Annotated in this window: 14 protein-coding genes; 7 read left to right on the top strand and 7 right to left on the bottom strand. The window is 71.5% G+C overall.

Going from position 1 to position 13,579, the window contains the following annotated elements; all coding sequences use genetic code 11:
• Positions 1-36: 36 nt before the first annotated feature.
• From AC4BGC_RS07855 to AC4BGC_RS07825, 7 genes are all read left to right on the top strand, one after another.
• Positions 37-1,626, top strand: a complete 1,590-nt coding sequence (locus tag AC4BGC_RS07855; protein ID WP_490555064.1) for a FadD3 family acyl-CoA ligase — start codon at positions 37-39, stop codon at positions 1,624-1,626.
• Positions 1,623-2,792, top strand: coding sequence for an acyl-CoA dehydrogenase family protein (locus AC4BGC_RS07850; RefSeq protein WP_490555063.1), 1,170 nt, complete (start codon positions 1,623-1,625; stop codon positions 2,790-2,792). The genes AC4BGC_RS07855 and AC4BGC_RS07850 overlap by 4 nt, the downstream gene beginning before the upstream one ends.
• A complete protein-coding gene (locus tag AC4BGC_RS07845; RefSeq protein WP_490555062.1) occupies positions 2,792-3,853 on the top strand; it encodes an acyl-CoA dehydrogenase family protein in 1,062 nt (353 codons plus the stop codon). The genes AC4BGC_RS07850 and AC4BGC_RS07845 overlap by 1 nt, the downstream gene beginning before the upstream one ends.
• On the top strand, positions 3,853-4,851 hold the full coding sequence (locus AC4BGC_RS07840) for an acyl-CoA dehydrogenase family protein (protein WP_490555061.1): 999 nt from the start codon (positions 3,853-3,855) through the stop codon (positions 4,849-4,851). The genes AC4BGC_RS07845 and AC4BGC_RS07840 overlap by 1 nt, the downstream gene beginning before the upstream one ends.
• Before the next feature lie 32 nt (positions 4,852-4,883).
• Positions 4,884-6,116, top strand: a complete 1,233-nt coding sequence (locus AC4BGC_RS07835) for a serine hydrolase domain-containing protein (protein WP_490555060.1) — start codon at positions 4,884-4,886, stop codon at positions 6,114-6,116.
• 70 nt (positions 6,117-6,186) lie between these two features.
• Positions 6,187-7,248 carry an HpcH/HpaI aldolase/citrate lyase family protein gene (locus AC4BGC_RS07830; RefSeq protein ID WP_490544420.1) on the top strand — a complete coding sequence of 354 codons (1,062 nt, stop codon included), beginning with the start codon at positions 6,187-6,189 and terminating at the stop codon, positions 7,246-7,248.
• Positions 7,248-8,123, top strand: coding sequence for an HpcH/HpaI aldolase/citrate lyase family protein (locus AC4BGC_RS07825; RefSeq protein WP_490544422.1), 876 nt, complete (start codon positions 7,248-7,250; stop codon positions 8,121-8,123). The genes AC4BGC_RS07830 and AC4BGC_RS07825 overlap by 1 nt, the downstream gene beginning before the upstream one ends.
• Positions 8,124-8,157: 34 nt before the next feature.
• On the opposite strand, the gene AC4BGC_RS07820 is transcribed toward AC4BGC_RS07825, so the two are convergent.
• The 7 genes from AC4BGC_RS07820 to hsaA form a co-directional block, all read right to left on the bottom strand.
• On the bottom strand, positions 8,158-8,370 hold the full coding sequence (locus tag AC4BGC_RS07820; protein WP_490555059.1) for a hypothetical protein: 213 nt from the start codon (positions 8,368-8,370) through the stop codon (positions 8,158-8,160).
• A gap of 68 nt (positions 8,371-8,438) precedes the next feature.
• Positions 8,439-9,332, bottom strand: coding sequence for a type IV toxin-antitoxin system AbiEi family antitoxin domain-containing protein (locus tag AC4BGC_RS07815; protein ID WP_490555058.1), 894 nt, complete (start codon positions 9,330-9,332; stop codon positions 8,439-8,441).
• A gap of 63 nt (positions 9,333-9,395) precedes the next feature.
• Positions 9,396-9,827 carry a TetR/AcrR family transcriptional regulator gene (locus AC4BGC_RS07810; protein WP_490555057.1) on the bottom strand — a complete coding sequence of 144 codons (432 nt, stop codon included), beginning with the start codon at positions 9,825-9,827 and terminating at the stop codon, positions 9,396-9,398.
• Between the two features lie 21 nt (positions 9,828-9,848).
• A complete protein-coding gene (locus AC4BGC_RS07805; RefSeq protein WP_490555056.1) occupies positions 9,849-10,538 on the bottom strand; it encodes a flavin reductase family protein in 690 nt (229 codons plus the stop codon).
• 34 nt (positions 10,539-10,572) lie between these two features.
• Entirely contained in the window at positions 10,573-11,469 is an 897-nt protein-coding gene (hsaC, locus tag AC4BGC_RS07800; RefSeq protein ID WP_490555055.1) for an iron-dependent extradiol dioxygenase HsaC, read from the bottom strand.
• Positions 11,466-12,362, bottom strand: coding sequence for a 4,5:9,10-diseco-3-hydroxy-5,9,17-trioxoandrosta-1(10),2-diene-4-oate hydrolase (hsaD, locus tag AC4BGC_RS07795; RefSeq protein ID WP_490555054.1), 897 nt, complete (start codon positions 12,360-12,362; stop codon positions 11,466-11,468). The genes hsaC and hsaD overlap by 4 nt, the downstream gene beginning before the upstream one ends.
• Before the next feature lies 1 nt (position 12,363).
• Positions 12,364-13,530: a 3-hydroxy-9,10-secoandrosta-1,3,5(10)-triene-9,17-dione monooxygenase oxygenase subunit gene (hsaA, locus tag AC4BGC_RS07790; protein ID WP_490544436.1), complete on the bottom strand. Its 1,167-nt coding sequence runs from the start codon at positions 13,528-13,530 to the stop codon at positions 12,364-12,366.
• Positions 13,531-13,579: the final 49 nt, after the last annotated feature.

The raw sequence follows: 13,579 nt of genomic DNA, 5'->3' as shown, positions 1-13,579 counted from the left end.
ACCAAGCACTTGTTTGGTTAGTCCCGAGGAGCCCCGATGCCGTCGTCCACCAGCATGCCCCGGGACACGCTGCCCGCCGTGCTGCGCGCGGCAGCCGAGCGCTTCGGCGACCACCCGGCGTACGTCGAGGGCGACCGCACCCTGAGCTTCACCGACCTGCTCGCCCGCGTCCGGACCACCGCGCGCGGCTATGCCGCACTGGGTCTCGAACCCGGTGGACGCGTCGTGCTCTGGGCACCGAACAGCATCGACTGGGTGGTCGCCGCCCTGGCGGTCTCGTACGCCGGCGGCACCCTCGTTCCCGCCAACAGCCGCTACACCGGCCATGAGGTGGCCGAGATCGTCGACCGCACGCACGCGGTGCTCGTCGTGGTCGACGACGGCTTCCTCGGACGGACCCAGATCGCCGACCTGCGCGCCGCCAGCGACCTGCCCACGGTGGCCGAGATCATCGACCTCGCGAACCTCGACTGGGTCGGCGGGCTGGGCGAGGACACCAGCGAGGAGGTCGAGGCGCGGGCGGACGCGGTCGCCCCCGACGACGTCGCCGACATCCTGTTCACCTCGGGCACCACCGGCCGACCGAAGGGCGCGATGTCGGCGCATCGGCAGACCGTCGGCGTCGCCCGCACCTGGGGGGAGCTCGGCGGCGTCACCTCCGAGGACCACTACCTGGTGGTCAACCCGTTCTTCCACTCCTTCGGCTACAAGGCCGGCATCGTCGTCGGGCTCACGACCGGGGCAACGCTCCACCCTGTCGCCACCTTCGACCTCGTCCGCACGATGCAGCAGATCCAGGACTCCCGGATCAGCGTGCTCCCCGGTGCACCGACCATCTACCAGTCGCTGCTCGACGCCCCGCACCGAGCCGACTACGACCTGTCCTCGCTGCGCCTCGCGGTCACGGGCGCCGCGGTGGTGCCGGTCGTGCTGATCGAGCGGATGCGCGCACCCGCCCCCGAGGGACTGGGGATCGACGAGGTGGTGACGGCGTTCGGGATGACCGAGGCCGTGGTCGCCACGATGTGCCGGCAGGGAGATCCCGCCGAGCTGGTCGCGACGACGTGCGGCCGCGCCGTCCCCGGCATGGAGACCCGCATCGCCGCACCCTCCGACCAGGGCGAGGGGGAGCTGCTGCTGCGCGGCGAGTTCGTGATGCTCGGCTACCTCGACGACCCCGAGGCCACCCGGCAGGCGATCGACGAGGACGGCTGGCTGCACACCGGCGACGTCGGCACACTCGACGCCCAGGGCAACCTCACGGTCACCGACCGCCTCAAGGACATGTACATCTGCGGCGGCTTCAACGTCTATCCCGCCGAGGTGGAGCAGGCACTGATGCGCATGGAGGGGATCAGCGACGTGGCCGTCGTCGGCGTACCCGATCACCGGATGGGCGAGGTCGGCAAGGCGTACGTCGTCACCGCCGCCGGGGCTGGGGCCGGTTCGGGGATCACGCCCGAGGACGTGCTCGCGTTCGCCCGCGAGCGCCTGGCCAACTTCAAGGTCCCGCGCGAGGTGGAGCTGATCGACGCGCTCCCGCGCAACCTCGGTGGCAAGGTACTCAAGACCCAGCTCCGACCGAGGACCCCCGAGCCTCACGATCCCGAAGGACCCCGCCTGTGAACCTCGAGCTGTCCGAGTCCGAGCTGGCCTTCCAGGCCGAGGCACGCCAGTGGCTGGCCGCCAACGTGCCCGCCGAGCCGCTGCCGTCGATGGACACCGCCGAGGGATTCCGCGCCCACCAGGAGTGGGAGGCCCGGCTCGCCGAGGCCCGGTGGGCGGTGGTCAGCTGGCCCGAGAAGTACCACGGCCGCGGCGCCTCGCTGGTGGAGTGGGTGATCTTCGAGGAGGAGTACTACCGCGCCGGCGCACCCGGACGGGTCAGCCAGAACGGGATCTTCCTGCTCTCCCCGACGATCTTCGAGAACGGCACCTCCGAGCAGCAGGACCGGTGGCTCCCGTCGATGGCCACCGGTGAACAGATCTGGGCGCAGGCCTGGTCCGAGCCGGAGGCGGGCTCCGACCTCGCGTCGCTGCGCTCGCGGGCCGAGCGCGACGACGAGCGCGGCGGGTGGGTGCTGAACGGGCAGAAGACCTGGTCCTCGCGTGCGTCGTACGCCCACTGGGGCTTCGGCCTGTTCCGCAGCGACCCCGACTCGCAACGCCACCACGGCCTGACCTACTTCTGCTTCCCGCTGGACGCCGAGGGCATCACAGTCCGACCGATCGCCCAGCTCGACGGCGAGCCCGGGTTCGCGGAGCTCTTCCTCGACGACGTGTTCGTCCCGGACGCCGACGTCCTCGGCGAGCCCGGCGCCGGCTGGGCGGTGGCGATGAGCACGGCGGGCAACGAGCGCGGGCTCTCGCTGCGCTCCCCCGGCCGGTTCTGCGCCGCCGCGGACCGGCTGGTCGACCTGTGGCACCGCCAGGGAGCACCGGTGGAGCACCGCGACCGCGTGGTCGACGCCTGGCTCGCCGCGGAGGCCTACCGCCTCTACACGTGGGGGACGGTCAGCAGGCTGGCCACCGGCGGGCAGATCGGCTACGCGGGCTCGGTCAACAAGGTCTTCTGGTCCGACCTCGACGTCGCCCTGCACGAGACCGCGCTCGACCTCGTCGGCCCCACCTCGGAGCTGCGCGAGGGACCCGACTCCTCCTGGATCGACGGCTACCTGTTCTCCCTGTCGGGACCGATCTACGCCGGCACCAACGAGGTGCAGCGCAACGTGATCGCCGAGCGCATCCTCGGCCTGCCCCGGGAATCCCGCGGCGAATCGAAGGGATCCTGATGGACTTCCGCCTCACCCCCGAGCAGACCGGCTTCGCCCAGTCGCTCGCCGAGCTGATGACCAAGGCCGACTCGGTCTCGGTCGCCCGGTCCTGGGCCGCCGGGGACTCCGAGCCCGGCCTGGCGCTGTGGCGCCGCCTCTCCGAGCAGGGGATCAACGCCCTCCTGGTGAGCGAAGAGGACGGCGGCATGGGCGGCACCGCCGTCGACCTCGTGGTCGCGTTCGAGGTCCTCGGCCACCAGCTCGCCGTCGGCCCCTGGATCGAGTCGGCCGCCTACCTCACCGGGGCCCTGGAGGGTGCGGAGCTCGCCGCGGTCGCGGAGGGCGCACTTGCCACCCTCGCCCTGCCGCCGCACGTGCCGCTCGCGCTCGACGCCGACGTGGCGCAGGCCGTCTACGTCCCCAGCGACGCGGGCCTGCAACGGCTCGAGGACCTCCCCTCCCCCGACGCCGTGCTGCACTCGGTCGACACCACCCGCAGGCTCTTCGACATCACCGGCGGTCGAGCAGGTCGAGCAGCGAGCGAAGCCTTGCGTCGAGCAGCGAGCGTCAGCGAGCGGACAGTCGAGACGAGCGATCAGTCGAGACCCCCCGCCGCGATCAACCAGCTGGCCTTCGACCGCGCCGTGCTCGCGGCCGCCGCCGAGCTCCTCGGCTGCGGTGAGCGCCTGCTCGCCGACTCGGTGGACTACGTCAAGGTGCGCAAGCAGTACGGCCGCACCATCGGTTCCTACCAGGCGATCAAGCACTCGCTGGCCGACGTGCGGATCGCCCTCGACTTCGCCCGGCCGCTGGTGCACGGCGCCGCCCTGTCGGTCGCCGAGGGCTCCCCCACGGCTGGTCGAGACGTGTCCGGGGCGAAGGTCGCGGCCGGGGACGCGGCGTACCTCGCCTCCCGCGTCGCCCTCCAGGTGCACGGCGCGATCGGCTACACCGCGGAGTTCGACCTCGGGCTGTGGATCAACCGGGTGCGCGCCCTCGTGGGCGCCTGGGGCAGCCCCTCGCACCACCGCTCCCGGATCGCCGATTCGCTGGTCCCGGCCGATGCGGCGGGTGCCTGATGCACTTCGCCCGGACCGAGGAGCAGGAGGAGCTCGCGACGATCGTCCGCTCGCTGCTCGACAAGCGCAGCGACAGTGCCGCGGTGCGTGCCGCGATCGAGTCGGAGACCGGGTACGACGAGTCGCTGTGGCAGGCGCTGTGCGAACAGGTCGGCGTGGCCGCCCTCCCGGTGCCCGAGGACCACGACGGCTTCGGGGCCTCGCTGGTCGAGACCGGGCTCGTCCTCGAAGAGCTCGGCCACAACCTCGCGCCCAGTCCCCTGCTCGCCACCGCGATCGCGACCGCCGCCGTGATCCTGTACGCCGAGCCCGGCAAGCAGGCCGAGCTGCTGCCGCGGATCGCCGCCGGCGAGATCGCCACCGTGGCGCTCGACGACCTCGTCCTCGACGCCCCCGCAGCCACCATCGTGCTCCGGGTCGCCGATGGCCGGCTGGAGCTGGTCACGGGTCCCGACGTGGAGCCCGTGCCGGCGCTGGACCAGAGCATGCGGTTCGGACGGGTCGCCGGGACCGAGGTGGAGCCGCTGGGGACGGTGTCCGACGACCGTCCGCTGCGCGACGTCGCCGTCGCGCTCACCTCGGCCCTCCAGGTCGGCGCCGGGCAGCGTGGCCTCGACCTGACCGTGGCCTACAGCCTCGAGCGGGTGCAGTTCGGCCGCCCGATCGGCTCGTTCCAGGCGCTCAAGCACCGGATGGCCGACATGCTCGTGCTCGTCGAGGCGTCCCGCTCGGCCTCCTGGGGCGCGACGGCTGCCGCGGCGGCGTACCTCAGCGACCCGACGGAGGCCAACGCGGAGATCCTGCGCCGCCGCGCGGCCGTGGCCCGCTCCTACTGCTCGGACGCGCTGGACCACGTCGCGGCCGAGACGGTGCAGCTGCACGGCGGCATCGCGATCACCTGGGAGCACGACGCGCAGCTGGTGTTCAAACGAGCCCACGCGCTGAGCCACCTCTGGGAGGCTGCCCACGTGGCGAGAGCGGGCCTGCTCACCCCGTGACGAGGGCGCCTGCTGCTGGTTAGTGTCGGTGGATGGAGGCGACCACCGCTCAGCAGCTCCTCGACGAGACCCTCACCCGGTACGGCGTCCCCGGCGCCCAGATCGGCCTGCTGCGCGGGTCCGAGCGCGTCGTGGTGTGCGCCGGCTCCCGAGTGGCCGGGACCGACGACCCCGTCGTGCCCGAGACCGCGTTCCACGCAGGCTCCCTCACCAAGGCCCTGGTCGGACTGATCGTGATCGACGCAGCCGGTCGCGGGGCGCTGAACCTCGACGTCCCCTGCTCGGGCCAGGCCGACGGGCTGTGGGAGGAGACCCCGCGCTCGCTGCTCTCCCAGACCAGCGGCCGGCCCAACGTGCTCCCCACTGCCCACGAGGACCTCGCCGAGTTCGTCGCGAGCACCGCCAGCCTGCCGCTGCTCCATGCCCCGGGCAGGTTCTCCTACTGCAACGCCGGCTGGTGCGCGCTCGACCTGCTGCTGCAGCGCACGACCGGGAGGTCCTTCGAGGAGCTGGCACAGGCCGCGCTCGGCCCCACCACCACGTTCGGGATGCCGGAGGGGGCGGCGGGCGGCCACGTGCTGCGGCCCGGTGAGCAACCCGTCGCGACGCGCGACAACTACGCGACCGCCGCCTCGGCGGCCGGCTCCCGCTGGTGGGCCACCGCCGACCAGCTCCTCGACTTCATGGCGCTCAACCTCCACGGCGGGGACGGGATCTTCGCCGATGCCGACGTGCGGGGTGTCCGGGCCACGACTGCCCGGCTGCCGGGCGCGACCGCCTTCGACTCCTGGGGCCTCGGCTGGGCGCTGTGGGACCGCGGTGACCACCAGGCCTTCGGGTGGGCCGGGATGACCGGCGGGCACCGCGCGTTCGCCCGGGCGTTCCCCGAGCAGGACGCCGCCCTGGTGGTGCTGGCCAACGGCGCCGGGCCGCTGACCGGCCCGCCCGGCGGCAGCGCTCTGTTCGACGCGATCCTGCCGCAGCTGCTCGAGCTCCTCGAGGTGCCCGCCCTGCCCGCGCCGCAGTACGGCGAGCCCACCCCGCTCGACCAGCTGGCCGGCCGGTACGGCGGGGCCACGGTGGAGGCCTCCGGGCCTGACACGGTCAAGCTGCAGGCCGAGTCCTTCGGGATCGCGGAGCCGGTGACCTACGAACGCCTGGGCGGTGACACCTTCGACGTCGCCGGAAACCCACCTGGGTCGATGCCGGTCGCCTTCGACGACGACCTGCTCTACCTGGGCCCGTTCGCCCTCCCACGAAGCTGACGCTGCCCTCGGCGTCCGCGGGTGGCATCCGTCATACCGGCTCCCGAACCGCGCTGCTAGCGTCCGGTCCATGCGCTCTGCCAAGGACTTCTTCGCCCCACTCGCCGTCGGTGCACCCACCCCGCTGCGCGAGATCCCCGCTCGCCCCAGCCGGGCGATCCACTTCTTCGACCCGAGCAACGCCAAGATGGCCAGCAAGATCCCCGACATGGTCGGCAAGGTCGACGTGCTCCTGGGCAACCTCGAGGACGCCATCAAGGCCGACAACAAGCTGGCCGCCCGTGAGGGCCTGGTCAGGATCGCCAAGGACACGGACTTCGGTCCCACCCAGCTGTGGACCCGGGTCAACGCACTCGACTCGCCGTGGGGCCTCGACGACCTGACCACGCTGGTCTCCGAGATCGGCGACAAGCTAGACGTGATCATGGTTCCGAAGGTGCAGGGCGCCGAGGACATCCACTACGTCGACCGGCTGCTCGCCCAGCTCGAGGCCAAGGCCGGGCTGGACAAGCCGATCCTGGTGCACGCGATCCTCGAGACCGCCCGCGGCATGGTCAACATCGAGGAGATCTGCGGCGCCTCCCCCCGGATGCAGGGCCTCTCCCTGGGCCCGGCCGACCTCGCCGCCGACCGCCGGATGAAGACGACGCGCGTGGGTGGCGGCCACCCGGGCTACCTGGTGCGCCAGGACCCGACCGACGGCGACATCGACGGGCCGCGGACGACGTACCAGCAGGACCTGTGGCACTACACGATTGCCCGGATGGTCGACGCGTGCGCGATGCACGGGATCTACCCCTACTACGGCCCGTTCGGCGACATCACCGACGTGGTCGCCTGCGAGGACCAGTTCCGCAACGCCTTCCTGCTGGGCTGCGTCGGCACGTGGTCGCTGCACCCCAAGCAGATCGCGATCGCCAACAAGGTGTTCAGCCCCTCGCCGGAGGACGTCGCCCACGCCCGGCGCGTCGTGGACGCCATGGGTGACGGCACCGGCGCGGTGATGCTCGACGGCAAGATGGAGGACGACGCCTCGCTCAAGCAGTGCCTGGTGATGGTGGAGCTGGCCGAGCAGCTGGCCGCGATCGACCCCGAGCTGAAGAAGCAGTACGACGCGATCGAGGCCTCCTGATGAGCGCCGAGGCGTTCCGTCCCCGCCGTTCCGTGCTCTACATGCCCTCCTCGAACGAGCGGGCGCTGGAGAAGGCGAAGTCGATCGCGTGCGACGGGCTGATCCTCGACCTCGAGGACGCGGTGGCACCTGACGCCAAGCCGGCCGCCCGTGAGGCCGCCTGCGCTGCCGCCACCTCGGGCGAGTACGGCGAGCGCGAGCTGGTCATCCGGATCAACGGCGCCGACACCGAGTGGCACAGCGACGACATGGCCGCCGCCTGCGCTGCGGGTCCCGACGCGATCCTGGTCCCGAAGGTGAACTCGGCCGACGCCGTGCTGCAGCTGGTCGAGTCGATGGCCGCCCACGACGCGCCGGAGCACACCAAGCTGTGGGCGATGGTGGAGACGCCGTACGCCATGCTGCACGCCGAGGAGATCGCCTCCGCCTCCGACCGGCTCACCGTGCTGGTGATGGGCACCAACGACCTCGCCAAGGAGCTGTACGCCGAGCACGTGCCCGGCCGCCAGCCGCTGCTCACCGGTCTCTCCCTCGCGCTGCTCGCGGCGCGGGCGACCGGCAAGGCGATCATCGACGGCGTCTACAACAACGTGAAGGACACCGAGGGCTTCCTCGCCGAGTGCCAGCAGGGACGCGAGATGGGCTTCGACGGCAAGACCCTGATCCACCCGGGCCAGGTCGAGGGCGCCAACGAGGCCTTCGCCCCGTCCGAGAAGGCTGTCGAGGAGGCCCGCGGCATCCTGCAGGCCTGGGAGGACGGCAAGGGCTCGGGCGTGGTCACCTACAACGGGCGGATGGTGGAGAGCCTCCACGTCGAGTCCGCCCAGCGGACGCTGACCATGCACGACGCGATCACGGCCCTCCAGCAGGGCTGAGCCTCGCAGCGCTGTCCCGGCTCAGCGGGTCGGCTCAGCTGGTGCCTGTCGTGCCCGACCCCGGCGCGTCCGCGTTGCGCGGGCAGTCGGGGTTGGGGCAGAAGTCGACCGCGGCCATCTCACCGGGCCGCAGCTCCGGTCGGTCGGCCTTCTCGGTGTCGAAGTCGATCACCGCGTGCTGGAGCTCGGTGCCGCACTCGGGGCAATTCGTCGGCCAGGTCGTCTCGTCCACTGTCGGTTCGTCCACCCACTCACCCTAGCCACGAGCGAGGCGTACTCCCGGCACGGACCTGAGGCCACCCGCCCGGCCGAGGCTCACCCCGACTGTGCCAGCAGCTGTTGGTGGAACTCCCGCTCGAGGTGGTGGGCCCACAGGGCGGGGTCGGTGCCCAGCACCCGCTCAGGCGTGAGTACGACGATCCGCCACCCGGCGCCCTGGAGGGCGACCAGCTCGGCCGCGGAGACCTGACCGAGCAGCACGGCCCCGAACTGTCGCTGGGGCACGGCCAGGCTGAGCCGGACCAGCCGGCCGGAGACGCACACCGGCAACCCCGGCGTCGCGGTCGGCAGACGCGCCTCGTGCCAGCGCAGCCGCAGCGCCGACTCCGCCAGGCTCAGGGAGCGGGGATCGACCTGCACGGCGAGGCGGCGCAGCTGGCCGACGCCGTGGTGCCCGGCCATCCGTGAGGTCTCGGCCAGCAGCTGGGCGAGCGTGAAACCGCCGTCGGCCAGCAGCCGGTCCATCGCGCCCAGCGCCAGGTCGGGGGCCAGCGAGCGTCCCAGGTCCAGGGCCGTGCGCAGCGGGGTGGTCAGGCGCAGCTCACCGAGGTGCTGGACGTCGCGGCCGAGGAGGTCGCGGGTGCCGAGCGCGGACCGCCCGGACCCGCCCGGGTGCACCGCCTCGACACCACGCACCTCCTCGGTGCCGGGTCGCCTCACGTCGACGCCGTGGACCCAGGCAGCGGTCCGGTCCACGGCCACGGCCCGTCGACCGATCGCGAGGGCGACCGCCGCGGCACGCATCGCGGTCGAGTCCTCGGTCGTGCTCGCGGCGTATACCCCGCGCAGCACCCGCCGGATCGTCCCCTCACGCACCATCCGGTCCAGCGCGGAGCGGGAGACGCCGCGGGCACGTGCGGTCGCGGGGGTGAACGGCCGGTCCAGCGGCAGCAGCGGGTGGAGCGGGGTCAGCGGCAGCGTCTGGTCCATCCCGACAGGGTTGTCCCGCGGCGCGGATCCGTCGAACGGCAATCCACAGGCTCGCCGGTCGTCTCACCAGGGAAGCGGGACGAGCTCCCTGGAGTGGCAGCTGCACGCCGCGACGGCCTGCGGCCCGGGGCGCTGCCCGATCGCACCCGAGAGGGTCTGGCGCAGGGAGGGCGCGAGCATGGGGACCAGCTCGTCGATCTCGACCGAGGCGATCGGCTCGACCTCGAGGACGTAGCGCATCATCGCCACGCCGATCAGCTGCGAGGCGACCAGCTCGAGCCGGACCGCGGAGGTGTCCATCCCGGTCGCGCGGGCCACCGGGTTGAGCACCATCCTGTTGACCAGCGCGTAGAGCCGCTTCCCGGAGCGTGAGTCGCTGACGCTCCCGCGCACCAGCGCGAGCACGCGTCGTTGCGTGCGTGGGCTCTCGCACAGCGAGAAGAAGCCGCGCAGCAGCCGCTCGACGTAGTCCTCGGACACGCTCGTGGCGCTCATGGAGCCCACCGTGCCAGAGAACTACTCGGGTCGGGTGTAGGCGCCGCGGTGGAACAGCAGCGGAGTCCCGGCGGGCTCGGCCTCGGGCCGGCCGTCGCCCATGTCGAGCGCCTGCACGCGCCCCACGACGATGTAGTGGTCGCCGGCCTCGTGCACGCGGTCGATCACGCAGTCGACGTACCCCAGCACCCCGTCGATCAGCGGCGCACCCGTGGAGGCCGGCTTCCAGCCGACCCCGTGGAACTTCTCCGCCCCCTTGGTGGCCATGCCGTTGGAGATGTGCTGCTGGTCCGCGGAGAGGAAGTTGACGCAGAAGAACCCCGCCTGGCGCATCAGCGGCCAGGCGCGCGAGGTCTTCGCCGGGCAGAACATCACCAGGGGCGGGTCCAGGGAGACGCTGGAGAACGACTGACAGGTCATCCCCACGGGCTCGTCGCCCGACATCGAGGTGACCACGGTGACGCCGGTGGCGAACATGCCGAGCACGTCGCGGAACCGGCGCGCCTCCTCGGCCGCCGCCGGGTCATCAACGGGGATCGGGGTGTGCTCGCCGAGCCGCAGCTCGAAGTCGAACCCGGTGCCGAGGAAGGAGTCGATCAGCTCCCGGCTGGGCCAGGTCTCGCGTGCGTCCTGGCGGATCCCCTCGGGTACGTCGGAGGAAGGCCCCGAAGCCTGCCCGGACGAGGACTCGGAAGGCCCTGAGGAAGACATGGAAACAGTCATATCAGTCCTGCCCGAACGGGTTTCACGCGCCGCCGAAGACGTGGCCCCAGTAGGAGACCGCGGTACTCTCCCGGGCCACCCAGCGGGCGTCGTCCACGGTGAGGCCCTCGGTCCCGAACTCCACGTCGAACCCGCCGGGCGACTTCACGTAGAAGGACACCATCTGGTCGTTCATGTGCCGGCCGAGCGTCGCGGAGAGCGGCGCCTTGTGCTTGCGCACCCGCTCCAGGGCACGGCCCACGTCGTCGAGCTTGTCGACCTCGAGCATGATGTGCACGCACTTGCTGGGGTTCGGCATCGGCAGGAACGCCAGGCTGTGGTGCCGGGGGTTGACCCCGAGGAAGCGCAGCCACACCTTGGAGCCGGGCTCCTTGCCGACGAACTCCCCCGGCATGCTCATCGAGTCGCGCAGCCGGAAGCCGAGCACGTCGGTGTAGAACCGCAGCGCCTCGACGTCGTCGGTGACCGGGATGACCACGTGCCCCATCCCCTGGTCGCCGGTGACGAAGCGGGCGGCGTACGGCGTGACGAGCGGATGCGACTCGTAGGTGATCCCGTGGAAGAGCTCGAAGACGTTCTCGAACGGGTCGCTGAACCGGATCAGCTCCTGGACCCTGCGCTCGGAGAGCTCCTCGGTGGTGCCCTCCTCGAAGGCGATGCCCTCCTTGGCGAGGTGCTCGCGGGCCTGCTGCAGCGCGGCGTGGTCGGCGAGCTCCCAGCCGATGCAGGAGAGCTGGTCGACCTCGGCGGGGAAGACGACGAGCCGCGCGGAGACCTCGTCGATGCGGTAGTAGAGGTTGTCCGGGTCGGGCCCGCGGCCCTCGGCCAGGCCGAGCACCTTGCCGGCGAAGAGCCGCCACTGGTCGAGGTCGGTACTGGCGACGCGGGCGTAGCCCATGCTGCGGATGTCGATGGTCATGCGTCCACCTCGGCCTTCGGGACCCTCTCCATGTGACGGTTCAGGAAGTTCGTGGCCACCTCGCGGAACTCGTCCGCTGCCTCGATCTGCGCCCAGTGCCCGCAGTTGGGGAACACGTGCAGCGAGGCCTTGGGGATCAGCTTGAGGGCGACCATGGCGCCGTCGAGCGGGTTGACCCGGTCCTCGCGGCCCCAGGTGAGCAGCGTGTGCTGGCGCAGCCGGTGGGCCTCGCGCCAGAGCATCCCGTCCTCGAAGGTGTCGGGCTTCCAGAACGAGGACCCCATCGAGATCATCGCCTCCTGGGCACCCGGCGCGGTGGCGTCGGCGTACCGCTCCTCGACGAGCTCGTCGGTGACGAGGTCCTGGTTGACCACCATCGTGGAGATGAACGCGCGCAGCGCCTCGCGGCTGGGGTTGGCCGAGAAGTCCATCAGCCGCTTGACGCCCTCGGTGGGGTCGGCGTGGAAGATGTTCAGCGAGGCACCGCCGGGGCCCATCAGGATCAGCCGGCCCACCCGCTTGGGATGGGTCAGGGCCAGGCGCATCGCCGTACCACCGCCGAGGCTGTTGCCCAGCAGGTGGATCCGCTCGATGCCGAGCTCGTCGAGCAGCTGTACGACGTGGTCGGCGGCGAAGCGGTAGTAGTTGCCCTCGACGGGCGGCTTGTCGGAGCCGCCGAATCCCGGCTGGTCGATCATCAGCGTGTGGAAGCTCTGCGCGAAGCCCGGCAGCGCCGAGCCGAAGTTGCTCCACGCGGAGGCTCCGGGGCCGCCGCCGTGCAGCATCACCAGCGGCAGCCTGCCGGTGGCGGGCTCCCCCGCCTCGTAGTAGTTCAGCGTCAGGTCGCCCGCCTTGCCGGAGCGGCGGGTCGCCTCCTTGGAGAAGTCGGTCACCTCAGTACATCCCCGGGTCGATCTTGTGGCCGAACTCGTGGGCGCCGTACATCTGCAGGGCCCGCTCCGGGTCGTTCGCGGCGTGCACCCGGCCCGCGTGCGCGTCGCGCCAGGCACGCTGGAGGTAGGTGCCGTTCGCCAGGGCGCGGCCGCCGGAGGCCTCGAAGAGCGAGTCGATGGCGTCGATGGCGCGCTGGCTGCCCAGCACCTGGTCGCGGCGCACCTTGAGTCGCGTCTTCAGCGGGATCTTCTCGCCCTTGGCGACGTACGCCTGCTCCTCGCGGATGTTGTTGACCAGCAGGGCCCAGGCCGCGTCGATCTCGCTGGAGGCCCGCGCGATCCGCACCGCGGCGAACGGGTCCAGGGACGCCTTCTCCCCGAGGTACGCCGCACGGGTGCGCTTCTGCTGCATCTCCACGTGCTCCTCGTAGGCACCCGTCGCCATCCCGATGATCGGCGTGGTGATCGTACCGGTGAAGATCGAGTGGAACGGGAGCTTGTAGAGCTCCGAGGGGTTGTGCTCCTGCCCCGGCCCGAAGCAGCGCCCGGTGTCGCCCATGGAGAGGGTGAACGCCTCAGGGATGAACACGTCGTCGACCACGATGTCGTTCGAGCCGGTGCCCCGGAGCCCGACCATGTCCCAGACGTCGATGATCTGGTAGTTCTCGCGCGGCACCATGAACGTGCGGAAGTCCACGACGTTGCCCTCGGCGTCGAAGACGAGCCCGCCGAGCAGCACCCACTGGCAGTGGTCGCAGCCCGAGGAGAAGCTCCACTTGCCGGAGAGCTGGAAGCCGCCGTCGGCGACCACGGCCTTGCCGGTCGGTGCGTACGACGAGCTCAGCCGGGTGCCGGTGTCGCTGCCCCAGACCGCCTGCTGCGCCTCGTCGCTGAACAGCGCCACCTGCCACGGGTGTACGCCGACCACGCTGGAGACCCAGCCGGTGGAACCGCAGGCCGAGGCGATGTCGCGCACGGCGGTGTAGAAGTCGACCGGGTCGGCCTCGAGCCCGTCGAAGCGCCGGGGCTGGAGCAGCCGGAAGAACCCGGTCTCCTCGATCTCCTTGATCGACGCCTCGGGGACGACCCGCAGGCGCTCGGCCTCGTCCGCCCGTCCGCGCAAGGTGGGCAGCAGGTCTCGGACGCCGTCCAGAACCGACTGGCTCATGGGTACTCCTCGTGCAGTGGGTGGTCGCGCTGAGCCTCAATACTAGAAC

The organism is Nocardioides sp. Z38_18, assembly GCF_058215695.1.
This window is presented reverse-complemented; position numbering and strand designations above follow the sequence as displayed.

Coding starts and splice junctions, on each gene's coding strand:
- AC4BGC_RS07855 (WP_490555064.1), top strand. CDS start 37: ATGCCGTCGTCCACCAGCATGCCCCGGGACACGCTGCCCGCCGTGCTG.
- AC4BGC_RS07845 (WP_490555062.1), top strand. CDS start 2,792: ATGGACTTCCGCCTCACCCCCGAGCAGACCGGCTTCGCCCAGTCGCTC.
- AC4BGC_RS07840 (WP_490555061.1), top strand. CDS start 3,853: ATGCACTTCGCCCGGACCGAGGAGCAGGAGGAGCTCGCGACGATCGTC.
- AC4BGC_RS07835 (WP_490555060.1), top strand. CDS start 4,884: ATGGAGGCGACCACCGCTCAGCAGCTCCTCGACGAGACCCTCACCCGG.
- AC4BGC_RS07830 (WP_490544420.1), top strand. CDS start 6,187: ATGCGCTCTGCCAAGGACTTCTTCGCCCCACTCGCCGTCGGTGCACCC.
- AC4BGC_RS07825 (WP_490544422.1), top strand. CDS start 7,248: ATGAGCGCCGAGGCGTTCCGTCCCCGCCGTTCCGTGCTCTACATGCCC.
- AC4BGC_RS07815 (WP_490555058.1), bottom strand. CDS start 9,332: ATGGACCAGACGCTGCCGCTGACCCCGCTCCACCCGCTGCTGCCGCTG.
- AC4BGC_RS07810 (WP_490555057.1), bottom strand. CDS start 9,827: ATGAGCGCCACGAGCGTGTCCGAGGACTACGTCGAGCGGCTGCTGCGC.
- AC4BGC_RS07805 (WP_490555056.1), bottom strand. CDS start 10,538: ATGTCTTCCTCAGGGCCTTCCGAGTCCTCGTCCGGGCAGGCTTCGGGG.
- hsaC (WP_490555055.1), bottom strand. CDS start 11,469: ATGACCATCGACATCCGCAGCATGGGCTACGCCCGCGTCGCCAGTACC.
- hsaA (WP_490544436.1), bottom strand. CDS start 13,530: ATGAGCCAGTCGGTTCTGGACGGCGTCCGAGACCTGCTGCCCACCTTG.